Source organism: Salinibacillus aidingensis, from assembly GCF_055393355.1.
Window position 1 is genome coordinate 2,836,304 of record NZ_AP043759.1, and the last position, 25,908, is coordinate 2,862,211.

General features: G+C 38.9%; 20 protein-coding genes and 1 pseudogene. 5 read left to right on the forward strand and 16 right to left on the reverse strand.

Annotation, left to right across the window (positions count from 1 at the left end):
• Positions 1-93: 93 nt before the first annotated feature.
• The 3 genes from ACZ5OK_RS14860 to ACZ5OK_RS14870 all read right to left on the reverse strand — a co-directional run bounded on the left by ACZ5OK_RS14860 (position 94) and on the right by ACZ5OK_RS14870 (position 3,684).
• A complete protein-coding gene (locus ACZ5OK_RS14860; protein WP_343838097.1) occupies positions 94-2,058 on the reverse strand; it encodes a TRAP transporter permease in 1,965 nt (654 codons plus the stop codon).
• 168 nt (positions 2,059-2,226) lie between these two features.
• Positions 2,227-2,361, reverse strand: coding sequence for a hypothetical protein (locus tag ACZ5OK_RS14865; protein WP_343838099.1), 135 nt, complete (start codon positions 2,359-2,361; stop codon positions 2,227-2,229).
• Between the two features lie 390 nt (positions 2,362-2,751).
• Positions 2,752-3,684, reverse strand: coding sequence for a ketopantoate reductase family protein (locus ACZ5OK_RS14870; RefSeq protein WP_343838102.1), 933 nt, complete (start codon positions 3,682-3,684; stop codon positions 2,752-2,754).
• Between the two features lie 112 nt (positions 3,685-3,796).
• Here ACZ5OK_RS14870 and ACZ5OK_RS14875 point away from each other — a divergent pair, with 112 nt between their 5' ends.
• From ACZ5OK_RS14875 to ACZ5OK_RS14895, 5 genes are all read left to right on the forward strand, one after another.
• Complete coding sequence (locus ACZ5OK_RS14875) at positions 3,797-3,973, forward strand: DUF6904 family protein (protein ID WP_343838104.1); 177 nt, start codon at positions 3,797-3,799, stop codon at positions 3,971-3,973.
• Between the two features lie 1,131 nt (positions 3,974-5,104).
• The gene (locus tag ACZ5OK_RS14880) at positions 5,105-5,860 is read left to right on the forward strand and encodes a MurR/RpiR family transcriptional regulator (protein ID WP_343838106.1); all 756 of its coding nucleotides are present in this window, start codon (positions 5,105-5,107) and stop codon (positions 5,858-5,860) included.
• Positions 5,861-6,055: 195 nt separating this feature from the next.
• Positions 6,056-7,660 (forward strand): PTS transporter subunit EIIC, encoded by a 1,605-nt coding sequence (locus ACZ5OK_RS14885; protein ID WP_343838108.1) that lies wholly within the window; start codon positions 6,056-6,058, stop codon positions 7,658-7,660.
• A 22-nt stretch (positions 7,661-7,682) separates the two neighbouring features.
• Complete coding sequence (locus ACZ5OK_RS14890; RefSeq protein ID WP_464758216.1) at positions 7,683-9,014, forward strand: 6-phospho-alpha-glucosidase; 1,332 nt, start codon at positions 7,683-7,685, stop codon at positions 9,012-9,014.
• A 91-nt stretch (positions 9,015-9,105) separates the two neighbouring features.
• On the forward strand, positions 9,106-9,600 hold the full coding sequence (locus ACZ5OK_RS14895) for a PTS sugar transporter subunit IIA (protein WP_343838111.1): 495 nt from the start codon (positions 9,106-9,108) through the stop codon (positions 9,598-9,600).
• Positions 9,601-9,947: 347 nt separating this feature from the next.
• On the opposite strand, the gene mmsB is transcribed toward ACZ5OK_RS14895, so the two are convergent.
• The 13 genes and pseudogenes from mmsB to ACZ5OK_RS14960 form a co-directional block, all read right to left on the reverse strand.
• Complete coding sequence (mmsB, locus tag ACZ5OK_RS14900; protein ID WP_343838113.1) at positions 9,948-11,105, reverse strand: multiple monosaccharide ABC transporter permease; 1,158 nt, start codon at positions 11,103-11,105, stop codon at positions 9,948-9,950.
• 3 nt (positions 11,106-11,108) lie between these two features.
• Positions 11,109-12,644 (reverse strand): multiple monosaccharide ABC transporter ATP-binding protein, encoded by a 1,536-nt coding sequence (gene mmsA / locus ACZ5OK_RS14905; RefSeq protein WP_343838116.1) that lies wholly within the window; start codon positions 12,642-12,644, stop codon positions 11,109-11,111.
• Between the two features lie 90 nt (positions 12,645-12,734).
• On the reverse strand, positions 12,735-13,820 hold the full coding sequence (gene chvE, locus ACZ5OK_RS14910; protein ID WP_343838119.1) for a multiple monosaccharide ABC transporter substrate-binding protein: 1,086 nt from the start codon (positions 13,818-13,820) through the stop codon (positions 12,735-12,737).
• A 307-nt stretch (positions 13,821-14,127) separates the two neighbouring features.
• The gene (locus tag ACZ5OK_RS14915; protein ID WP_343838122.1) at positions 14,128-15,258 is read right to left on the reverse strand and encodes a GntR family transcriptional regulator; all 1,131 of its coding nucleotides are present in this window, start codon (positions 15,256-15,258) and stop codon (positions 14,128-14,130) included.
• Positions 15,259-15,463: 205 nt separating this feature from the next.
• On the reverse strand, positions 15,464-16,948 hold the full coding sequence (gene araA, locus ACZ5OK_RS14920) for an L-arabinose isomerase (RefSeq protein ID WP_343838124.1): 1,485 nt from the start codon (positions 16,946-16,948) through the stop codon (positions 15,464-15,466).
• 28 nt (positions 16,949-16,976) lie between these two features.
• The gene (locus tag ACZ5OK_RS14925; protein WP_343838127.1) at positions 16,977-18,641 is read right to left on the reverse strand and encodes a ribulokinase; all 1,665 of its coding nucleotides are present in this window, start codon (positions 18,639-18,641) and stop codon (positions 16,977-16,979) included.
• Positions 18,642-18,656: 15 nt separating this feature from the next.
• Entirely contained in the window at positions 18,657-19,349 is a 693-nt protein-coding gene (araD, locus tag ACZ5OK_RS14930) for an L-ribulose-5-phosphate 4-epimerase (RefSeq protein ID WP_343838129.1), read from the reverse strand.
• A 116-nt stretch (positions 19,350-19,465) separates the two neighbouring features.
• Complete coding sequence (locus ACZ5OK_RS14935) at positions 19,466-19,660, reverse strand: hypothetical protein (protein ID WP_464758217.1); 195 nt, start codon at positions 19,658-19,660, stop codon at positions 19,466-19,468.
• 276 nt (positions 19,661-19,936) lie between these two features.
• Positions 19,937-20,857 (reverse strand): annotated as a pseudogene (locus tag ACZ5OK_RS14940) (acetamidase/formamidase family protein); the annotation flags it as partial.
• Positions 20,752-21,603 (reverse strand): enoyl-CoA hydratase-related protein, encoded by an 852-nt coding sequence (locus ACZ5OK_RS14945; RefSeq protein ID WP_343838135.1) that lies wholly within the window; start codon positions 21,601-21,603, stop codon positions 20,752-20,754. The pseudogene ACZ5OK_RS14940 and the gene ACZ5OK_RS14945, both read right to left, overlap by 106 nt.
• A gap of 127 nt (positions 21,604-21,730) precedes the next feature.
• Positions 21,731-22,759, reverse strand: coding sequence for a phosphotriesterase family protein (locus tag ACZ5OK_RS14950; protein WP_343838137.1), 1,029 nt, complete (start codon positions 22,757-22,759; stop codon positions 21,731-21,733).
• A gap of 13 nt (positions 22,760-22,772) precedes the next feature.
• Positions 22,773-24,392: a class I adenylate-forming enzyme family protein gene (locus ACZ5OK_RS14955; RefSeq protein ID WP_343838139.1), complete on the reverse strand. Its 1,620-nt coding sequence runs from the start codon at positions 24,390-24,392 to the stop codon at positions 22,773-22,775.
• A 196-nt stretch (positions 24,393-24,588) separates the two neighbouring features.
• Positions 24,589-25,635: a phosphotransferase family protein gene (locus ACZ5OK_RS14960; RefSeq protein WP_343838142.1), complete on the reverse strand. Its 1,047-nt coding sequence runs from the start codon at positions 25,633-25,635 to the stop codon at positions 24,589-24,591.
• Positions 25,636-25,908: the final 273 nt, after the last annotated feature.

A 25,908-nucleotide genomic window follows, 5' to 3' on the forward strand; every position in this document is an offset into this window, starting at 1 on the left:
TTTTACATTTAAATCTCCACAAATATTTTTTCGGAAGTAAGCCCAAAGCTCCTCATTGGCCTTGCGGGACCTGCTCTGCCCCGCAAGACTTCGCTATCCACTCACCTGCCCGGACTTTTCCGCGGCAAAGGGACGGTTTTTTTTCTGCCAGATGATGATGAAAATCGCTAAAGTCAGACCGATCAAATCTGTCAAAAGACCCGGCATAACTAAACTAAACGCACTAGCCAGTAGGATCAGCCGTCTGACTGTGCCTAATGCCCCAAAGAGGTGATTTTCAAGCGCCCCAGCAAAAAATATACAGCTAAGAAAAGCGCTGACTAACGCAATCGCAATACGGGTGGTATCCCCTCCCTGAAGAAGCAATTCAGGATTGTAAACAAATAAAAAGGGAATTAAGAAACCACCCAGGCCTATTTTAATGGCGTAGAAAGCCGTTTTCGTTGGATTCGATCCGGATATCCCCGCTGTTGTATAAGCTGTGATTGCGACTGGAGGGGTTAAGCCAGACATTACCCCAAAGTAAAAAACGAACATGTGGGCAGCAACAACATTGATGCCCAGATCAATCAGTGCGGGCGCGCCAAGCACGGATAAAATGACATAGGCCGAAACAGTTGGCATTCCCATCCCCATAATGATGGAGGCCCCAGCAATCAGAACTAATAAAAGAAGCATTTGCCCGCCCGCAACATCAATCACAAACCGGGAAAATGTGATCCCCAGCCCGGTTAAGGATACGGAGCCGACAATTATTCCTGCAGTAGCACAGGCCGCAATCACAATCAAAGCGTTTCTTGCCCCGTTTTCCAGGGCAGCTAAAATATCAATCAGACTCATTCGGGTTGCCTCGCGAATGCAGCTTAAAATAATCGTAGCCAAAATCGCATAAAAACCTGATTTCATCGGGCTGTATCCATAAATCATTAACCCGATAATCAAGAGAATCGGCAAAAACAGATAGCTTTGCTTCAACAAAACCTGTTTCAAATCAGGCAGCTGTTCTTTAGGAATGCCTGCCATTTCCAATCGTTTTGCGTGAAAATACACCATCATCCCTGCAATAAAGAAGTAAATAACTGCTGGAATGAGCGCATAGAGAGCGATCCTGATATATGGAATTCCGATGGTTTCAGCCATAATAAATACAGAAGCTCCCATAATCGGCGGCATAATCTGACCGCCCTGGGAAGCAACCGCCTCAACAGCTGCCGAGAACCGCTTGCTGTAGCCTAATTTCTTCATAAGCGGTATGGTAAAAGAACCCGTGATTGCGGCATTGGCTGCCCCATTTCCTGTAATGGTCGCCACAAGGGCGCTCGAGCCAACCGATGACAGGGCAGGGCCGCCGGTTTTATTTCCGAAAAGACCAAAGGCAAAATCGGTAAAAAACTGTCCGCCCCCGGATTTCATTAAAAAGGATCCGAAAATGACAAACAGGATAAGGACGGTTGAACTTACGTAAATAGGGGCACTGAATATTCCCAATGTCCCGTTGAACATGTGATCAACCATCCTGTCATACCCCACTCCAGGATGTGCCAGAGCCCCGGGAAAATATCTGCCTAAGAAGATGTAGGCAAGGAAGAATACACCAATGACGGACATCAAAATCCCATTTGTTCGCCTTGTAGCCTCCAGTACGAGGACAATAAAAATCGTGCCGAAAAGGATGTCATTGTTGCTGATATTCCCCTGCCTGCTCTGAATCGCCTCTGCCCCCGTAATCATATAGAAGGCTGTTGCTAACGTTGCAAGTACGATAAAAAAGTCCAGAACACCAAACTTTTTGCCCTTTTTATAAGGGAATAAAAGAAAGATTAACAGCAGCGCCCAGATGACATGGACACTCCTTTGCTGCCACGATGACAACGTCCCAAAGCCGGCGGTATAGACATGAAAAATGGACAGTCCTATCGCAAGTACACTGATGATAAGCATGAAGATTCTTGCGAGATTCCATTTTTCTTTTCTATGTTCCCAAATCTCTTCAATAAAGGCCGGCTTCTCCTTAATTTTGGTATCAAGCTTTTGAGTTTGAGTGGTTTGGCTCTCCATTTTCAATCACCTCCAATGTGATATAGTAAGATCAAGTTTGGTTATACAAAATTTGCTGCTCCAGCCACCGCAGTTGCTGTGCTTTTTGTTTAGGCCGTTTAACAGCTTGCCCTTAATAAGTCACCAGCTATTGCAAGGAAAAATCACGCCGCTCTATTGACAGCGTTTTCATAATTGAGCCAAAAATAGCCTGAGCATATCTATAACACTTGCATCACTGGATGTTTCACTGTTTTTAAGAATATCGGTTTTACCATAATCATCTGTGACAAACACGAATTCGGTTATATTCCATTCCTTCATTGTCTATAAGTTTTTAATGATGGTTCCATTTGCTATATTTAATTAGAAACAGCACCGGTCATAAACATACACCTTCCTTTTTTCGTTTGTTTATTAATCATGCAATTTTCATGCCAAAATAACGATAACCGTTCTAAAAATGGCAAAAAAATAACTGCCGGTCGCAGTTTAGTAACAATTCAGAATTTTTATTTTTATTTAGATGGAAGCAGGTTTAGCGGATTTTAGCCTGCTCAGTTCCTTGAATGATTCAATTATAAATCAATATAATAGGATTTGCATGAATTCGAACGATTCAAGAATGATTCAAGGATTCACTTTTGAATCGGTCCTTTCCTATGTAATAAAGACTGCTTATCGCGCAGTTATGTATCTCCCCGGGAAGCGGAATTACTTCATTTTTGCAACAGGCTTATTCGTTTGATCGATGAAACTTAAAATACTATAAATGGATTGTAAGGCTGGAGCAGGCACATCCAGCAGATTGGCCTGTCTGACAATATAGCCGCACATCGCTTCCACTTCCATTTTCTTTCCACGGAGGCGGTCCTGCAGCATGGAGGTTTGATGATTTCTCGCCTTTTCCGCATTCGAGAAAATCCTGGCCTGAGTGGGCTCAGGGTCCAGAGAAATGCCTTTATGAATCGCCACATTGATGACCTCAGAGCAAATGGCTGATGCGGTGTTGTGCAAATACTTATCATCCAGAATTTGGCCAACCCGGGCACCTGCAGCGGCGGAAAGCGGATTAAAGGTAGCGTTCCAAAGTAATTTTTTCCACTTCCTTTCAAGAATGTGCCTGGATTGTACTGTATCAATACCTGCCTGATTCAACTCCTCCATAACGGCTGCACATTCATCTGCTGCCGATGAATCTAATTCTCCTATGACAAGCTTAACTCTTCCTTGCTGACGGATCCTGCCCGGAGCTTCCACAGAGGCTTGAATATACGTAGCCGCTGACAATACTCGTCCCTCGCCAAAAACATCCTCTAATATTTCTTCATTCTCAACGCCATTTTGCATCGTCAAAATAAGTGCGCTGTCCTTTAAAACATGCCTTAGCTGTTTAGCAACTTCCTCGGTATCATTGGATTTGACACAGAATAATACCAGGTCTGAGTTTGTCAGATCACTTAAACGATCCATAAATGTTCCGGAAACACGGAATTGGCCCTGCTCCCCCGTAATCCACAACCCTTCCGTCTGCATCGCTGCCAAATGATCCCCCCTGGCTAAAAACGTTACCTCATGTCCAGCGCGATGGAGCATTCCACCAAAATAACTGCCGACTGCTCCGGCTCCTGCAACACCAATCCTCATATCTATTCCTCCTATTCAAGTCTTTGGCTATGATTAGTTTAGCATGATTTGTCTGAAAATTCTATGCAATACTCTGTACACAAGAAGGTGCAGGGAAAGTTCTATCAAGCTTTTGCGTTATCTTGATTGGGATGTTGAAAAACGGGCAAAAAACATCTGGATTCTAGCCAGACGGTTATCTGAACAGGGAGATGAATATCAGACGGTAAAGAGTGAGGTGCTTGAGGCTGCAGCTGAAAACCATTGCCGGCCGGAGCAGATAGATACGATTAGAAGCGGATTATCCTGAGGAGATTGAGTGGTAGAGCACCTCTTTCATTCTAGTATTTAAACACTTCAGTAAAACATATAAAGTACTTATTATTGTATTAGTTGAGTGAGATGCCAAGGGCTCCAATCGATACGCCTTGGCCTTTCCCGTTATTTTGTTCTTGCTGAAATAATAAAATACTCTTAATGGGGTATTACGGGATATTGATGCGGAAAATCATTGCGCCCGATCAGGTATGATTTATGCAGAGTAATCCTTTAATTATTGTCCTTATTTTTTAGGATATAAAGCTCTTTTTCTATCTTATGAACTTTATCGACAATAAAATTAACATCATTAATTCTTGCTTCATTCGTTAATTCAAACTGACTGCCCAGTCCTTTTAATATTGCGTCAACAGAGTCAAATCGATTACGTACTGCTGATTTGAATTCATGCATGTCTGAATTTGAGAAGTTTTTTATGTGAGGTGTAAATACTGATAACCGATATTTATGTTTCTATCATATCGAGAACTGATGACAATTACAAAGCGGTAAAATTTAGAATTTGTAGCAGCTCTAGTGCGAAAAATGAATGACCAAGTACGGAAAGCGGAGTTTTGTCAACGATATGGTTATAAAAAAAATGAAAGATTAGAGAAGTTATAACTGTAATTGCTATTATTAGGTGAGCGGTTTCCTCTATCTATTTTATACTTTTTTCATCTGACAAGCCATATTTATTTTTGCATTGCCCATATTTGATTGATCCTATTTTTAACAAGACCCATGGCTGCGCTGTGGCCGGAATACCGGTAATATTACAGAACATATCACTTGTATCGAATTCTACTTCAATAGTTTTATCCGCGTATTTCTTAGCTTTTTAAATAATATATCCCGTAAATCACTTGATGCTGATTTACGGGATATAGCTAAAGCGGTTAGTCGCTTGCATATAGCGCAATGAAAGGATATTACCATAGGGCGGGACAGTGTACCTGTCCCTCTGTCCCTGTTTTAAAACACAATAGCCAACCGTAGCACCATTGTGCCTACTCCATACATTTTGTATAATATTAAATAATATAAAGTATATAATTTAATCGGTCTGACAACATATGAGCAATCATAGTGTACCATTTCAAAAAGAGTGAGATGACTTACGTTGATTGATATTAGTAAATTAATTAAAGGCAAAAACTTGTCTGAATTAGATGTGCAAATTTTAATGTATATTTTAGACAATATGGATAGTGTGTTAGATAAAGGTGTGCGGAAAATTGCAAAGGAAAATTACACCTCTCCTGCCACAGTTATTCGTTTATCTAAAAAACTAGGCTATACTGGTTTTATTGATATGTACTATAATCTTTTACCACTCGTAAAAGAGGTGGAAGAACAGCAGACAGACTTTTCAAAGGAATTTCCTGAAATTAGCAGTAAGGAGTTTTTTAAATTTAACAGGATGAAGGATATTGAGCAATTTATCAAATTTGTTATGAACCTCCAGCAGAAATATATTTTCATTTATGCAACCGGCTTTTCTGCTATTGCTGCTGAATACTTATATAAAAAACTTTTGGTTTTAGGCAAAAAGGCGACATTGGCAAGCGGGACAGATTCGATTGGTGTTTTTGAAAATAACTTAAATGATATTGGGGCATTGGTAGTCATATCAAAATCCGGTGAAACACAACTCGTAATCGAAAAACTTCGCACGGCAAAGGAACATGGAATTTGTACTGTGTCCTTTACGAAAGAGACAAAAAGCCAAATAGCAGATCTCTCGGATATAAATTTTAGAATTTTAGACAATAACAAATTGGACGATCGTAACAGTGCACCAAACATTTTCTTCCCCCGCCTACTTTTGATATTTGAACTCATCACAAAAATCTATTTGAATCAAAACAAATCATAATTAGTGTACAGATCTATCCACTTCCTTTAGCCTTGACAGATAACACCCACATACAATTGAACATTTCAAGTATTAGGTGAAACGTGTTTCAACTTATGAAACACGTTTTTTATCGTTCAAAAATTATATACACGTAAGCGTTTTCGCAGTACACTAACTTATGTCAACAAAAGATAGTTACTGGAGGTGGTCCATATGAAGGAGAAAGTGAAAGAATCTATGCAAAGGTTTTCAAAAGCCATGTTTATTCCTGTTCTTATATTACCAATCGCAGGTATTTTAATTGCTCTAGGAAATGTATTTACCAATCAGCGTTTACTGGAAATGGTTCCATTTTTGGATAATCCATTTACTACCGGCTTTGGATCTATCCTATCTAGCTCACTTGTTTCTATTCTAGGAAATTTAGGTCTGATTTTCAGTGTAGGGGTTACAGTCGGGCTAGCTAAAAAGGAAAAATCAGTAGCTGGTTTTACTGCCTTATTAGGATATTTAGTATTTGTAAACGCCATGAACAAATTTATGGAATTAAGCGGTTTATTAGAGGAAGCAGAATCTCTGCAAGGTACAGGACAAACCTTAGTTTTAGGAGTTCAAATCCTCGATATGGGGGTTTTCCTTGGAATCATTCTCGGTATTGTAACCGCTTATGTTCATAATAAATTTATTGATACCGATTTCAAAGGTGCTTTTCAAATATATGGCGGATCACGATTTGTATTTATAGTGTTAATTCCTGTTGTTGTAACACTTGCTGTTCTTCTCACGTATATTTGGCCGTTTTTCCAAAGCGGTATTAATAGTTTGGGAGAATTTATGCAAAGAACTGGAAATATAGGAATTTTCCTCTATGGAGCACTGGAACGTCTATTAATTCCAACTGGATTGCACCACTTAATCTATACCCCATTTCTATATACAGAACTTGGTGGTGTGGCTGAGGTTGGCGGACAGGTTTTTGAAGGAGCAAGAAACATTTACTATGCGGAAATTGCAGACCCATCCGTCTCCCGTCTATCTGAAAGTGTCATTTGGGATGCACGTGGTATTGCGAAAATGTTTGGTTTAATCGGTGCATGTTTAGCCATGTATCACACCGCAAAACCAGAAAACAAAGCAAAGGCCAAAGCTATTCTAATACCAGCTGCTTTTACATCATTCATTGCAGGTGTAACAGAACCAATCGAATTTTCCTTTATGTTTGTAGCACCATTATTATTTGTTGTTCACGCCGCACTTAGTGGTTTAAGTATGGTGACTTTAAATCTATTAGATGTGCGTGCAATTGGTCCTAATGGAATGATTGACTTTCTACTATATAATGTACCACTTGGATTCGAGAAAACAAGCTGGCCAATGTTCATTTTAGTAGGACTAGTATTCTTTGGCATCTATTATATTGTATTCCGTTTCTTAATTACTAAGTTTAATTTTAAAACTATCGGTCGTGAAGATGCTGATCAGGAAACAAAGCTCTATACCAAAAAAGAATACAAAGAAAAGAAGGCACAAGGAGAGAAAGGTACACACCCGGTTCCTCAAGGTGATACCGGAATGGCAGATGTTATTGTGAACGCTTTAGGTGGAGCGGATAACATCAATACCGTAACCAATTGTTATACAAGACTGAGATTGACACTCAAACAACCTGAATTGGTTGATGAAGCAACATTGAAAAATGAAACCGGAGCAAATGGCGTGATTGTAAACGATCAGAACGTACATGTTGTATATGGTTTACAGGTTAGCAATATCAGAAAAGACGTTGATAACTACTTAGGAATAGAAGAAGCTGAATAAGACTATGGAAAGGAAGATAACCATGAAAAAATTTTCAATCGTAATTGCAGGCGGAGGAAGTACGTATACACCAGGAATCGTTATGATGCTACTAGACAACCTTGACCGTTTTCCTATTAAAACACTCAAACTATATGATAACGATGAGGAACGACAAGCAGCGTTAGGGAAAGCACTGGACATTGTATTAAAAGAAAAAGCACCTGATATTGAGTTTTCGTATACAACGGATCCAGAAGAAGCCTTTACCAATGTAGATTTCTGTTTTGCACACATTCGAACTGGAAAATACAAAATGCGTGAACTGGACGAAAAAATCCCATTAAAACATGGAGTAGTCGGACAGGAAACATGTGGGCCAGGCGGAATTGCTTATGGATTGCGTAGTATCGGGGACATTATTGAACTGATAGACATAATGGAAAAGTACTCACCAGACTGTTGGATGTTAAATTACTCTAATCCTGCAGCCATCGTCGCTGAAGCATGCCGCATTCTACGACCAAATTCCAGAGTTTTGAATATTTGCGATATGCCTGTAGGAACCCTGCGCAGAATGTCACAAATTATCGGCAAAACACCAGAAGACTTGGATGTTCGTTACTTTGGATTGAATCACTTTGGCTGGTGGACAAGTGTGAAAGACAAAGAAGGTCATGAGTATTTACCAGAAATTCGTGATTATGTATCGAAACACGGTTACCTGACTCAAATTGAAGTAGATACACAGCATATGGATCAAAGCTGGCAGGAAACACATAAAAAAGCGAAAGACTTACTGGCTGTTGAACCAAGATTTTTACCAAACACATATTTAAAATATTACCTCTATCCAGACTACGTCGTAAAAGTAGAAGGATCAGATCCGGACTATACTCGTGCCAATGAAGTTATGGACGGTAGAGAAAAGGAAGTATTTTCTGCAGCTAAAACGATTGTAGAAAAAGGTACATCAGAGGGCAGTGAATTCAGCATTGGAAGCCATGCAACCTTCATCGTTGACCTTGCTCGGGCTATTGCCTTCAACACTCATGAGAGAATGGTGATGATTGTTGAAAATAATGGAGCCATCGCAAACTTTGATGATAATGCTGTAGTAGAAGTTCCATGTATAGTTAGCTCTGATGGTCCAGAGCCATTAAGCCAAGGAAATATCCCTGAATTTGAAAGAGCATTGATGTATCAGCAAGTGACCGTTGAAAAACTAGCGGTACAAGCTTATATCGAAGGAAGCTATCAAAAACTATGGCAGGCCTTAATTCTTTCTAAAACGATACCAAGCGCAAAAGTAGCGAAAGAAATATTGGATGACTTAATAGAAGCAAATAAAGAATACTGGCCAGAATTAACGTAATAGAGTAACTAGGCGAAAAGGTGAAACGATTCCTTTTCGCCTTTTCAACTACAATTAATAGGTGAACAATAAAACTATGGAGGCGTTATGTATGTTTAAAAAAATCTTCGGAAAAAGAGACGATAAATTAGTAAACCTTATGAGTCCCATCTCAGGAAAAATTATCAGCATTGAGGACGTACCAGATGAAATGTTCAGTCAAAAAATGATGGGTGATGGTCTTGCCATTGAGCCATCAGAAGGAATCGTAGCAGCACCAATAGTTGGAGAAATTGTTCAGTTTTTCCCAACCAAACACGCTGTTGGGATTCGTAGTGATAATGGACTTGAAATTTTGATTCACATTGGATTGGAAACCGTTTCGATGAAAGGAGAAGGATTCGAAAGCTTCGTTGAACAGGGTGATCGCGTTGAGGCAGGCCAAAAACTGGTAACCTTTGACTTGGATGCGGTAAAAGAAAAAGCCGACAGCATTATCTCCCCTATAATCATTACCAATTCAGATATGGTTGATAGCCTAACTAAAACCAAAGATACTCATGCGACACAAGGAGATACTGTGTTATTGAATGTTAAGATAAAATAACAGGTACAGGGGGGGACGGAGGGACAGGTTCCTCGTCCCTCCATCCCTTCCTTCTGGACGCCGAACACGCATAAATTCACAATTCTAACATAAGTTAAAAATATCCTATGTCTAAAAGGAATGATTAGATGATTGATAATAAAAAGAAATATATCATAAACCGCTATCTGGATCCGAGCCTAGACAGAACAGATGGTTTAATGGTTTTCATATACAAAAACAAAAACGCATAGCTAAGCCTTTTTCTTCATTTTATCCTTCCCCGGAAAATATACAAAAAAAATCCACCAATAAATAAATCAGTGGAATTTTTCTTTGTATCTTAACTTGTAAAGTTTACTATGATATTATTTATTTTTGTTCAATACATCAAACGCGACGGCTGCTAATAAAACAAGTCCCTTAATTGCCTGCTGCCAGTCAATACCTATACCCATCAATGACATACCATTATTTAAGACACCCATAACGAGCGCACCGATGACAGCTCCGAAAACTGTACCTACCCCACCAGTAAATGAAGCACCACCTATAACCGCTGCTGCAATGGCATCCAATTCAAATAAATTACCTGCTTGCGGAGTTGCTGCGTTCAAACGTCCAGAGAAAATAATTCCACATAGTGCCGATAATAAACCCATGTTTATGAATACCAGGAATTTTACTTTTTTCGTTTTTATCCCAGACAATTGAGCTGCATTCGCATTTCCACCTACTGCATAGATATGTCTTCCATAAACTGTGTTATTCATTAAGAATGTATAACCAATAACTAATAAAAATAGAACAATCAATACATAAGGAAAACCTTCATATAAAGCAAGTACATATGTGAATGAGAATATTACCGCTGTAAATAAAAGTAGTTTTAATATGAAAAGACCAAATGAAGTTACATTAAAATTATATTTTTGTGCATTTTTGCGTAGTCGCAGTTCAGTAAGAATATATAGCAATGAAAGAACAATTCCTATCACTACCGTAAACAATTGTATTCCCTCGCCACCAAAAATGTCTGGCAGGAAGGAGGAGCTTATACTTCTATAACCTTCAGGGAATGGGGCAATCGTTTGTCCATCTAAAACAACTAATGTTAATCCCCTAAAAATTAGCATACCTGCCAAGGTAACGATAAACGATGGGATATTAACATAAGCTACCCAAAACCCTTGCCATGCACCGATGATAGCACCAGCTACTAAACAAAGGAGGATTCCCATAAATACCGACATATCTAATTTGACGATCAAAAAGCCTGCAATTGCACCAATAAATGCAGCAACAGACCCAACTGATAAGTCGATTTCACCGGTTATAATAATTAACATCATTCCAATAGCAAGTACAATGATGTAGCTATTCTGCATAATAATATTCGTTATATTTAACGGTGTTAAAATAATGCCCCCCGTTAAGATTTGAAATAACAGAACAATTCCAATAAGTGCAATAATCATACCAAACCTTCGCATATTGGATCCAATAAAACTTTTTATATTATCCATTGATTAAGACCTCCCACTTTTCGTCATATATTTCATTAAAGTTTCCTGATTGATATTTTCATCATTATCAACCTCTCCTGTAATTCTCCCCTCAGCCAATGTATAGATTCGGTCACACATACCTAACAATTCCGGGAGTTCAGATGAAATCATAATAATGCTTTTACCGTTTTCTGCCAAATCATTCATAATTTTATAGATTTCATATTTTGCTCCTACGTCTATCCCTCGAGTCGGTTCATCAAATATCAAAATCTCTGGATCCGTAAATATCCATTTTCCAAGAACTACTTTTTGCTGGTTTCCACCACTCAAATTTAATGCTTTTTGAAAGATACTTGGGGTTTTTATATTAATTCTCTTTCTGATCGATTCAGCTTCATTAATCTCCTGATTATAGTTAAGGAAGTTATTTTTTGATACCTTACCTAAATCTGCTACAGTAATGTTGTTTTTGACATTATCAATTAAAATTAATCCATATTCTTTACGGTTTTCTGACACATACCCGATTCCATGTTTTATCGCTTTGCTTACATCATTCACATTGATTTCTTTTCCTTCTTTTATAGCTTGTCCGGATATTTTTTTTCCGTAGGATTTACCAAATATACTCATAGCCAATTCCGTTCTTCCAGCTCCCATTAAACCTGCTATTCCTACAATCTCACCTTTTCTTACATTGATATTTATATTATGTAATATTTTCCTTTCAGATGTAACGGGATGGTATGCTGACCAGTTTTTAACTTCAAAAACTACATCTCCTATCTCGGGATTTCTTTCAGGATATAAATTAGATAAATCACGACCAACCATTCCCTTTATAATACGATCCTCACTAATCTTGTTATCAGCTAATGATAGACTTTCAATTGTTTTTCCATCACGTAAAATCGTAATACTATCAGATACCTTGGTTAATTCCTTTAGCTTATGAGATATAAGAATGGAAGTAATTCCTTGTTCTTTAAATTCTATTAATAAGTTTAAAAGATTTTCACTATCTTCTTCATTAAGTGCAGCAGTCGGCTCATCTAATATTAGAAGTCTTACATCCTTTGATAGTGCTTTTGCAATTTCCACTAACTGTTGCTGTCCTACCCCGATATTTTTTATTTTTTCTTGAGGAGAAATATCTAAACCTACTTTATTTAGGAGTTCTTTCGTTATCGTAACAGTTTCGCTCCAATTTACGATTCCTTTATTTGCATTCTCGTTCCCTAGAAAAATATTTTCTGCAATTGATAGCTCTGGGACTAACGCTAATTCCTGGTGAATAATAACAATACCTAATGCTTCACTTTGATTAATTGTTTTGAACTCGCAGACATCACCATTAAAAACAATATCACCAGAGTAAGTTCCGAATGGATGAACCCCACTTAAAACCTTCATCAAAGTAGACTTGCCTGCTCCGTTTTCCCCAATTAAGCCGTGTATTTCTCCTTTTTTTACTTTTAAATTCACATCGTCTAAGGCTTTAACTCCAGGGAATGTTTTCGTAATTTGATTCATTTCCAATATGGTTTCAGTCATTCTATTCACACCTTTGAAATGAAAATAATTAAGATGATTTAGCGGTATCGAAAGTACCACTAAATCATCTATTATAATACAAAACTATCGTTAATTTTGTAGTTGATCTTCAGTATAATAACCTGATTCAACTAATACTTCCTTATAATTATTAATGTCTACTGAAACAGGTTCTAATAGATAAGAAGGTACTACTTTAGCGCCATTGTCATAAGTTTCTGTGTCATTAACTTCTGGTTCTTCCCCTTTAAGTACTGCATCCGCCATTTCCACTGCTTTTTTCGCTAATGCTCTTGTATCTTTAAAAATCGTTTGTGTCTGCTCACCAGCAATAATAGATTTAATAGATGGTAGTTCTGCATCCTGCCCAGTAATAATTGGCATTGGTTTATCCTCTGTTCCATAGCCAACAGCTTTCAATGATGAAATAACACCGATACTAATCCCATCGAACGGAGAGTAAACAGCATCAATTGTGTCATTAGAATAGTGAGCACTCAAAATGTTATCCATACGTTTTTGGGCTTCCGCTCCGCTCCATCTTAAAGTTGCACCTTGGTCAAATGATGTTTGTCCACTTTTTACTACTAAATCACCACTGTCTATATATGGTTGTAAGATAGACATTGCTCCATCCCAGAAGAAATAAGCGTTATTATCATCTGGCGAACCTGCAAATAGCTCAATATTAAATGGACCTTTACCCTCTTTTAATCCCAGCTTTTCTTCTAAGTATTTTCCTTGTAATACACCCACCTGGAAATTATCAAATGTTGCATAATAGCTTACGTGATCACTATTCATGATTAAACGATCATACGCTATGACAGGAATATCCTGGCTTTTTGCCTGTTCTAAAACATCCGTAAGTGCTTCACCATCAATGGATGCGATTACAAGAATGTCAACACCCTTTGTAATCATGTTTTCGATTTGTGAAATTTGGTTTTCTACAACATCCTGCGCATACTGTAAATCTACCTTATATCCAAGTTCCTCAAATTCTTTAGCCATGTTATCGCCATCTCTTACCCAACGTTCTGATGATTTCGTTGGCATTGCGATACCGACAAATTTTTGATCGCCATCACCATTGCCACCTCCAGCTTGACTGCTACAACCTACCATTGCGATCACAAGGATCAGCAATGACAGCATAAAGCCTATTTTCTTCATTTTATTCCCCCTCTGAAATAATCAATACACCTGTCGTGTAATAGAGTAGTCATTCCATAGTTAGAAAAATCCCCGGTATAGATAGCGCTTACACAAAGTAGTAAAAAATATATTAGTTCTCAAACGCTCTTCTACATTTTCACTATGGAATTCGAATATGTTCGTACAACTTACGGAACACAATCATTATATTGTACGTACATTTATTATAGTTTATAAGAATATAATTTGCAATATGAATTTTTAGAATATTTCCACCAATTTTTGTACCCTCTAATATAAAAAAAAGCCTTATAGAAAGGCTTTTTTATGTATTAATCATTTCTCGTGGATTTAAATTCTTTGTTGAGCTTCTAATAGCTATTTCTGGAGAATAAACGATAGAGTCCATTTTCGCTAAATCGTTTTGTTTACTACTCTCCTTCAAAGTAATTAAATCAATAATTGTTTTGGCAGCCTCTTGCCCCATTTTACTCTTTGGGTGAATGATGGACGTTAACTTTACTTCAGAAACGTTAGCTAAAAAAGAGTCATCATACCCAACGATTGAAAGGTCATCTGGTACATGAATTTTTTTCTCCCGTAATACATCTAAAAGCTTGATTGCAAGCTCATCATTATAACACACTAACCCTGTTGACTTATTCTGACTGGATGATAGTAATTGTTGAAGTTTCTCAGTTGGCTTCTTATCTTTTTCTGTAGTGGAGTACGTAACAATATTATTTGGATTTATTGGAATCTGGTACTTCCGGTGAGCCTTTAAGTACCCTTTCATCCTTTTAGTCCCTTGAATATCATCTGTTTTAAAAAAACCTAGTATGTCTTTATGACCTAGCTTTATTAAATGCTCTGTTTGTAAAAATCCACCTTTCTCATCATCCATTAAAATGCTAAGTGGCTCCAATTCATCATAATAGGCATTAATCATAATATATGGAATAGAAAGTCGTTCCAAATTGAGGAAATAGCTAATATTTGGATTGGAGTAAGCACTTTTTGTAGGTTCGATTATGACACCATCAAAGGATTGCGAAACAATGATTTCTAAGAGTTTTCTTTCCATTTCGTGGTCGTTATTTGTACTAAATAAACTTACTTGATAGCCCTCCTCAGTAAGTGTGGACTCTGCCCCACGTATGATTGAAGGAAAAATATAATCAGATATATAAGTGGTTATAATGGCAATATTCTTTTGATTAGAGTCAGATTTACTTTGCTGCTTACTCCGATCTGCGCAAAATGTCCCTACGCCCTGCTCTCTATATAACCATCCTTGGTTGACCAGATCTCCAATTGCTAAGCGTACCGTATGCCTGCTTACCCCAAATTGCTTCATAAGATCACTTTCCGTACCAATTTTTTGATGTGGAGTAAAAGTTCCATCTAAAATTTTGGATTTAATGCCTTGTTTGACAATACTATATTTTGTTTCCACGATGTACACCCCGATTACAGATATATTTATGCTTCGCTACTTATTCGTACAAGTATCATATCACAAAGTCAATACTTACTAAAATCTTCACTACTTTAAGAAATTTTAAAGTTCCCATTAGATAATGAACCCTTTGGATATTTTGATATCAACATAATAAAAAATGCAGAGCTATATTTACCACACAGCCCTGCGTAACATACATCTATCTCCAAATAGCTTCACTATATTTTAATTCATTTTTTAATCGTCTAAGACTCGTCTCTTTATCGATGACAATACATTCTATCCCATTCATCTCTGCAAAGTCATATAGTTGCTCCGTTGTGACAGCAAAGGAAAGTACAGTATGGTGTGCCCCCCCTGCGTAGATCCAGGACTCAGCTGCTTCACTTAAGGACGGTTCTGGCTTCCAGAGCACTTTAGCTACAGGTAAGTTTGGAGTTTCTTTTTTAGGTTGCTCGGCATTCACTTCATTGATCACCAAACGAAATCGGCCCCCAAGTTCAACTAGTGATGCGTTAACCGCTGGTCCCCCTTGGCCATCAAAAACTAATCGGGCAGGATCCGCCTTTCCACCCATAGAAAGAGGATTGACAATGATTTTGGGCCTTGTAGCTGCTATTGTAGGGCAAACCTCAAGCATATGTGACCCAAGAATCATTTCATTTCCAGGTTCTAAGTGGTACGTATAATCTTCCATAAAGGATGTTCCCTGATTATCTGAAATAATCTTCATGAGGCGAAGAAGCGCTGCTGTTCTCCAGTCTCCTTCCCCTGCAAAACCGTAACCTTGTGCCATTAGACGTTGAGCAGCTAATCCCGGTAATTGTTTCATACCATGTAAATCTTCAAAGTTTGTGGTAAATGCAGTATAATTCCCATCATCTAGAAAGGCTTTTAATCCTATTTCGATTCTGGCTTGTTCCAAAATGGATTCCTTCACCGACTCTCCATCTTTCCCATCAATAGGAATGTCGTAAAACTCCTGGTATTCGTGAAATAGAGCTTCCACTTCTTCCTCAGATACCTGATTAATCCGTTCCACCAAATCGCCTATCCCATAATAATCAACGGTCCAGCCAAACTTCATTTGGGCCGCAACTTTATCCCCATCCGTAACGGCGACATTGCGCATATTATCGCCAAACCTTGCCACGCGAATATTCGTTCCCTCTACAATACCTATTGCTGTCCTCATCCATTGAGCAATCCTGCTTAACACGTCCTCACTTTCCCAATATCCTGCAATAACCTTCCTGGCAATCTGCATTCTTGTTCCAATAAATCCATATTCACGGTCCCCATGAGCTGATTGATTTAAATTCATAAAGTCCATATCAATACGATCCCATGGTATATCACGATTAAACTGCGTATGTAAATGTAACAAAGGCTTTTGTAATCTAGAAAGACCGGATATCCACATTTTTGCAGGAGAAAAGGTGTGCATCCATGTAATAAGACCAGCACAATAATCATTAGAATTAGCGTCTAAACTAGCTCTCCTGATCTCATCAGATGTTGTTAAGACAGATTTAAAAACAACCTTGAAGGGTAGATTCCCCTCCTTGTTTAATCCCTCTACGATTTTTTTTGAATGACTTTCTACCTCTAACAATGCTTCTTCCCCATAAAGGTGTTGACTTCCAGTTACAAACCAAAACTCATAAGGTTTTATAAATAACATTATGTTCCTCCTAAATATATTGATAGATTTATATTTTTCGGTATGCTTTTAATCGTTTCATCACATCATTTTCTCCACGTCCAAAGTAGTCATGAAGTTTCGAATACTCCTGATACAATTTTTCATAGATTTCAACATTTTCAGGGATTGGTTCAATCACTTCATCTTTAATCCGTGCCATCTTTTCGGCAGCATCTAGAATAGAATCATATCCTCCATTTTTTGCTCCTGCTGCTACCGCGCCATACATCGCTGCCCCTACCGCTGGTGTTTGTTTCGACTCAGCAATTTTAATAGTTCTATCGGTTACATCGGCATAAATTTGCATTAAAAGCTTGTTCTTTAGTGGAAGCCCACCACATGCATACAGTTCATAAACAGGTACACCATTTTCATGAAAAGCATCTACAATTTTCCTTGTACCAAATGCTGTTGCTTCAAGTAATGCTCGATATATTTCCTCAGGCTTTGTTTGAATAGTGGCACCAAGTAACAAGCCACTTAGTTCTGTATTCACTAAAACAGATCTGTTCCCATTCCACCAATCTAGCGCTAAAAGGCCTGTCTCTCCTGGCTTATATGATGAAGCCTTCTTTTCCAGCCATTGATGGACATTCATCCCTTCTTTCTCTGCTGCTTTTTCAACATAAGCCGGAATCCCTTGGTTCACGTACCATGCAAAAATATCCCCAACTGCAGATTGGCCTGCTTCATAACCATGGTATCCAGGAATAATTCCATCCTCTACGACACCACACATGCCTTCAACCTGTTTCTCTTCCGTACCAAGTAACATATGACAAATAGAAGTCCCCATTGCCATTACAAGCTTTCCAGGAGTAACAACCCCTACTGCCGGCACAGCTGCATGAGCATCAACATTTCCAACAGCAACCGCTGTACCCTCCCTTAAGCCTGTCAATTCAGCCATATCTTTCGTTAAACCTCCTGCTCTTGTACCAAGTGGCACCACATTACCTCTCAGTTTAGTTTCTGTAAGATTCTCTAATCGAGGATCTAATGTTTTAAAAAACTCATTGCTGGGATAACCATCCTGTTTATGCCAAATTGCTTTATAACCGGCTGTGCAGCTATTTCGATGTAGTTTATTGGTAAGGGCGGAAATCACCCAATCAGTTGCCTCAACAAACTGGTCCGTTTGTTCATAAATATCAGGAGCTTCATTCAGGATTTGCCACACTTTTGCAATCATCCACTCAGAAGATATTTTTCCTCCATAACGAGACAAAAATTCTTCACCACGTTCTTCGGCAATTTTGTTCAACTCATTTGCCTCATCCTGTGCAGCATGATGTTTCCACAACTTTACCCAGCTGTGTGGATTGTTCCTTAATGCGGGGTCGAGGCAAAGAGGTTCTCCGTCCTGGTTTATGGGAAGCATTGTACAAGCAGTAAAATCAATCCCGATTCCGATTACGTCAGCAGAATCAACTCCTGACTCCTTTAACACAGCGGGAACCGATTGTTTTATAACTTCTAAGTAGTCCCCCGGGTGCTGAAGAGCCCACTCATAACCCAACTCTACGTTTGTATCAGGTAAGGTTTGATCAATTACTCCATGCGGATAGGGCGTCACATGACCGGCAATTTCTTCACCATTTTTCAAAGAAATAAGTACCGCGCGCCCAGATTCTGTACCATAATCGATACCAATTGTATATTTATTACTCATTTTCAGTTCCTCCCCCTATTTTTTCTGACCATAGTATGCTTTAGTACCATGTTTTCTTAGATAATGTTTGTCTAAGAGCACTTGATCCATTGAGGAAATCACTGGATTAAGCTGATAAGTTTGCTGGGCCATCTTACTAATTTCTTCTAAAACAACAGCATTGTGTACGGCCTCATTTGGATCCTTCCCCCAAGTAAAAGGTGCATGACTATTAACGAGTACCCCTGGAATTTCATTTGAATTAATGTCCCTAAAGGTTTCAACAATTACTTTTCCAGTTTCATGCTCATACGCACCATTTATTTCCGATTCTGTCATTGGACGTGTACAAGGTATTGTTCCATAAAAATAGTCTGCATGAGTTGTGCCTAAAGCAGGTATCCCCTTACCAGCCTGTGCCCAGCTAGTTGATGCTTGTGCATGAGTATGTACAACACCGCCTATCTCAGGAAAATTTTGATATAAAACAATATGTGTTGGCGTATCAGAGGATGGATTTAAATTCCCCTCTACAACATTTCCGTCTAAATCAACGACAACCATATCCTCTTGTTTTAGAGCATGGTACGGAACACCACTTGGTTTTATGACAACAAGGTCATCTTCTCTACTGATACCGCTTACATTACCCCAAGTAAAAGTTACTAATCCATATCGAGTAAGATCCAAGTTAGCTTCTAATACTGATTGTTTTAAATCCTCCAACATTTTGTTCACACCTTCTCCCTACATTTATTTTTGTACGTATGAATTATACCTATAATAATATAATTCGTACGTACAATCAATATAAATTATACCTTTTTACTAATCTAAATATGAAATCAGGTGCTATTGGAACAGTATTGCATACCTTGGTCACTGTGTAAGATGGTATGTTCATCCGTTCCTCTTTTTTTCTGTGCCTCATGTAAGGTTTGTTCAACCACACTTACAGATTCATCCTTCTCAAGTACACGTCGATTTGATTCTAATTTAATTACCTTACTATATCTTTGATGTTTCTTGGTTTGGCTCATAAAAGTTTCCTCCTAAATATGATAAAATAGATGTCGAAAAAAAAGTTAGGCTTATCCCAGTTGATAAGGATAAGCCTAACTTCCGTCCGTGATACATTCCGCATAAGTGGTACTGGGTACGAATACCTCCAGCTGATAGGCTAGATGTATTTTTGCTTTGCCGGAGGTGGGACAGTTCACCTGTCCCTCGGGGGAGAGTGACGGGACGGAGGACCTGTCCCTCCGTCCCTTTTAAAAATCCCGTAAATCAAAATAGGATGATTTACGGGAAACATTTTAAATGTATTGGTTTTTTACGATATCAAGGAGTCCTTTATCTTCCAGGTACTTCTTAGGAGCAAGAAATGTAACGGTAACAACCCCTGGATGTCGACCAATTTCAATTGCACCGGTAATCGTTGCACGGTTCATAACTTCTGGTACTGTTATGTCAAATAAATTTGCAGCCCTTTCCATTCCATTAGTTGTTGCTTCATTGAGATCTGCCCCCGATCCAACAAAAGAGATGGGATAGGATTCTTCTAGTTCAGTTACTCCCCATTCTTTACTTAGTTTTAGAGCCTCTTGTTTTTCGTGTTCACTAAAAGGCTTTGCTAGATATGGCAAGTCCTCAACGACTGGAAGAAGTACCGGTCCCTCTAAATCTAATCCTTTAATCACGTTAACTTCCAGGCTTACAATTCCAGAAACATCTGTTGTATGACCAGCAATTTCTCCATTCCCCTGCATGGCATGCATATCTCCAACATAAACTCCTCCACCAGGAACTTTAACAGGACAAAGCAGAATCGCGCCATCCCTAACCCGATTAATATCCATGTGTCCATCCGTACGATCCTCTAATTGTTCTTTTGAAACACTATAATCATGGGGTGCATCAATCAGAGCTTGACCGAAGTCACCTGCATTATGAGAGTCAGGTAATGGACGAGAAGGTGTAGTCCCTAATTGCCCTAAAAATGGACGAAGACGGGCCATTGTTCCAACTAAATCATGGGGTGCAAACGTTACAACTGGATTCTGAATAGAATTTTCAGGTGTATTCATATAATTTTTTGCATCGTTAGCAACTTTTTCTGCACCATCTTTATTTAATGTAATTCCCATTGATTTTTTCTGATTAAATGCCATCGTGTATGCATGTGTAAAAACAAAAGGTGTAATATCTGCATTACAATTTTTGCATCGAACCGCCTGCTGACTTGAACGCCTTCTTCAGCATCTGCATTTTTACCTGCCCAATACAAAAACTTGGACTCTATTAAATGGGAGTTGTATGGATGGCTGGTCCCAGGCATTTGCCAAATAAGCTGTCTCGCAAAACTATTGGACGTTGCAGTTGTATTTTCTGCAATATCTTGAGCGATTTCCATTGCTTTTTCCAGCGGCTGCTCATGTTCATATTGGACGAGGCCGTGTTGAAGGGCCTCCTGTGTCGGAATATATTTTCCCGTGTAAAACCATTCCAAGGCCTTTCCAACTCCAACTAACTGGGGTAAAAACCAGCCTGATGCAGCTTCAGGGCCAATTCCCCGTCTAGCAAACACAAAGCCGATTTTCGTATCCGGCTTTACGATTCGTATATCCATAGGCAGCGTCATCGTCAAGCCTATCCCTACAGCAGGTCCGTTAATGGCCGCGATAATAGGCTTTTTTAGATTATAAACTTCCAAACTGATTTGGCCCCCGCCATCTCGATAATTTTCCATTCCCTCATCTGATGCAAAGGTGGATCCGCCTGCACTTAAATCCGCTCCTGCACAAAAGGCTTTTCCTTCGCCAATTACGATGATTACACGTACATCATCATTTTCATCTGCCTTCTGGTAGCAACCGATCAGTTCATCCTTCATCTGTTCGGTAAAGGCGTTCATTTTTTCTGGACGGTTTAAAAATATGGTTAGTATGCCTTTGTTTAGTTCTGTTCGTATGGTGTTGTACAATTTGGGTCACTCCTTCAATAAGTTAAACATTCTTAAAGTTCCTTTGTTTTTGCTGCTATACAATCATATATTCACGTAGAAAAGGTGTAAGGATGAAACACCTCTCACCCTCACACCTTATAATCATTTAGCTCAAATTGGCTGTTTCTTTCTTATCTTTAGCTGCCTTGTCAGCTTCACTGCCACCGAAAATTTTATTTGGATTTTTGACGAGCATCGTATCAATCTGATCATCGGTAACTCCGCCCTTTTTCAGAGCAGGAATAATATTTTCAAAGATATTTCCTGGATGCCAATTTGCAATCAATTTTTTCAGTTCATCCGGCCATTCAGGAGCTTTTCCTAACCAATGATTAACCGTGTCATGAGATATCATAAGCTGACCGGCATAGCCTAGTCCGATCAATCCCATCAAAGTTCCTACGCGGTCTTTGTCCATTGGAGCTCCGACAAATCCTTGAATACCGAAGCGATCAAAGCCAACAAAAACACCATGTTCTAATGTACGCAAATGATAATTGATGTCGGTATTTCCATCCATATGTCCGATTAAAACACGATTTGGATCGGCTCCTTCAGAGACAAGCAGCTCTGCCTGTTCAGGACCCATTGTACCTTCCTGCGTATGAGTGATAATTGAAATGCCTGTTTCTTTTTGAACCCTTGCTGCTACTTTAAAGAATGTTTGCTCATAGTCCGAAATGGCATCCTTTCCAGAACCTAATTTAATTACGCCTGGTTTAATTCCGGTTTTTCCAATGCCCTTCGTAATTTCGTGCATGAACATTTCATAGATTTCTTCTTCAGCTGAACCCAGCGCTTTTTTAAAGGTAAAATAAGCAGGAGCACCTTCTCCTTCATAATAATAACCTGTTGAGCAGATGATATTTAAACCTGTTTTTTCAGCAATTCTCTTCAATAGCTCAGGGTCTCTTCCTGCCTCATTCGGAGTGGCATCCACAACGGTTTTTACCCCATGTGCTTTAACCGTTGCAGCAACTTCCATTCCTACACGCATAATTTCTTCATCATCTCTTGGATAAAGGGAATTTCCATAAAACCCTGGATACCCAAAAAAGAAGTGCTCATGCATTAACGTTTTCCCCAACTCATCCACTGGTACCGGACCTAATACCGTATTGACTTTTTGACTCATATAAATCTCCTCCTTAATTTTTACTTACTTCTGGCACATAACGCAGTTCGGTTTTGACAACTTTGCCATTCGGATTTCTTGGCAATACATCCACAAACTCGACATATTCAGGTATTTTAAATTTAGCCAGATGCTTCCTTACCCAATCCTTAACCTCATCTTCAGTGATGATTTCGTCATAGCGGGGCACAATGCAGGCCTTGACAACTTCACCGTATTTTTCATTTGGTACGCCGACAATGGCCACTTCCGCAATCTTTGGATTCGAATACAACACATCTTCAACTTCAACCGAGAAGATTTTTTCACCGCCCCGGTTCACCATATCCTTGATGCGATCCATAATGGTAATAAAGCCTTGGTCGTCTATTTTCGCTAAATCACCAGTCGAGAACCAGCCATCTTGAAACGACTTCCTGGTTGCTTTTTCATTATTCCAATATTTTCCGATTACCATTGGACCTTTAAATAACAACTCCCCGACTTCTCCTGGCGCTAAATCATGCCGTTTTTCAGGATCCACGACTCTTGCCTCTGTAACAGGCGTTGCTACACCCACAGAGCTCACATGATTCAGTTGATGCTCATCAGGCATAATCGTCACTGGAGAAGTTGTTTCAGTCAGTCCATAAGTATTGTGTAGCTTGATGTCTGGTACCCAGTTTTTAAGGCCTTTTAAAGTATCACTTGGCATCGGAGCACCACCAAAACCTCCCACTCTAAAATGGGAAACATCATATTTTTGGTAATCAGGCTGTTGCAATGTCATGACATATACAGTTGGAGATGCAATAACATGGGTGATTTTTTCGTTTTGAAGAATTTCTAGAAATGATACAGGTTTAAACATAGGCATTAAAACTATTTTTCCGCCTAAGTAGATAAACGTCATAAGTTGAGCTGCTAAACCCGTGATGTGGAAGACAGGTACTGCAACTACTGTGGAGTCACTAGAGGATAGATTATAGCAATATTTATAATTTTGTATCGTGTGTATCATATTAAAATGCGAGATCAATGCCCCTTTAGGTGTGCCGGTTGTACCAGATGTGTACATGATAAAGGCAGGGTCGTGCTCATTCACATTTTTAAAAACTTGTTCATTAACCTTCTTTTCAGTAAGCTTTGTAAAAGGAAGCGTTCCATCAGGCGGTCTTTTGTCAGTAATAAAACAGGTTTCAACCGAAATATGATCCATGATGTTTTCAAGATTTGGCCACCATTCCTTGTTCGCTATCAGTACCTTTGCACCTGAATTGGTTAACATAAATTCCAGTTCTTTTGACTTTAATTTCGTGTTAAGCGGAACCGCAATGGCCCCAATTCGTAATGCTGCAAAAACGCCAACCACAAAGGGAGTTCCATTCATGAGCAGTAAAGCAACCCGGTCCCCTTTTTTCACACCATAATGGTTTTTGAGCTGATAAGCTGCGCTGTTGACCTGTTCCTCAAGCTCTTTGTAAATAACCCACTCATCGCCATGAACAAGCGCCGTTTTCTCTGGATAACGCTGCACACTCTCTAATAACGTTTCATTTAAATTACGGGGTCTTTCCTTATATGTTTTCATGTCAATCCCATTAACTGATTCTTCATGAACCAGTGGAGCAATATCCTTCCAAAATTCCGGCATTTTTTCCCTCCTCTAAAAAATTTTGAAATTCCTATTAGGTATAAAATATTTACGTCGTGATCCACCTCCATCCTAAATCTGATTCTATATAAATCTCCTGACCCTACGTTCCTTTTGCAGGATTTTTAGGATTGATAGGATTAGAGATTATAAACATATAAATATTCTTTAATAGTTTAAGATATACTCCCTTGTTTTATATTAACCGGTTTGAACGAGTTAAATGGGCCATCTCCAATAAATTGGCAACAGCTTGGTTTAAATTCTGAAACCGGTCATCATCTGCTTCTCCCTTTTTCCATCTGTAATAGATTTGCTGAAGGATAACAGCCAGCTTATAAAAGCCAAAGGCCACATAGTACGTAATATTCGATATATCCCGTCCACTTTGTTTCGCGTATGCTTCTGCAAATTCCCGGCGACTGTAGAAGCCTGGCTGGTTGGTGACAAAGTGAATGCCTAAGTCCGGATCCTCAGATTGGCCCCAGTAGGCAAGCGTTGAACCTAAATCAGTAAGGGGATCACCAATGGTTGAAAGCTCCCAATCCAAGACGCCATTTATCTTACCAGGGGCCTCAGGATCAAATAAGAGATTATTTAACTTAAAATCATTGTGAACAATTGTGGTTTCCGTTGTCGTCGGAATATGCTGTTTGAACCACGTCTCAAGTTCAGAAACGCCTTGCCACTCATCGGTTTTAGATCGCTGATAACGCTTAATCCAGCCATGAACTTGCCGCTCCAGATATCCAGCAGGCTTACCAATATCGGTTAAATTTGCTTCTTTATAATCAATCGCTTGCATTTTAGTTAATGTTTGAATCATTCGATCAGAAATAATCGGTCCTGCTTGCTCCGATCCTCCATAGCTAGGGGGAAGTTCATCATCAATCACATAGCCTTCTTTTTTCTCCATCACATAAAAATGGCGGTTCATAATTTCGGGATTATCACTATACAATAATGGCTTGGGAGCCAGAGGAAATGCATGATTGACCTTGCTTAAAATCGTGTATTCCCGATGCATATCATGGGCCTTGGGCGGAATCTCTCCAAATGGCGGTCTTCTTAACACCGCTTCCCAATCCCCTATTGATATGAGGTAGGTCAGGTTCGAATAGCCCTCCGAAAACTTCTTCACTTTCATCGTTTCTTGAGGCAGAGCTTCAATCGATTCCCGTAAATGTTTTTCCAACTGCTGCCAATTAATTTGGTCCTGATCTACATAATTTCCTATTGTCATATGCCTCTCCTTTCAGTTTGATTAAGCTTTTTTTCTTATCGGACTTTTTTCTTTAAAGACCTAAACCGCATTGTTTTTATGTAGAATGACTTTTCACTACCAAAAACAGGTAAACAAAATTTTCCAATTTAGTAAAAAGCAGGACTGTATGACATGGAGATTCCTGACATCCTATCCCAAGTATTACTGCTATGAGGTAAGGAGAAAATCAGTCTTCATGGTAATATTCATGATTTAAAACGCTTCACCAGGTTTTTTCAAAAATTTATCTTA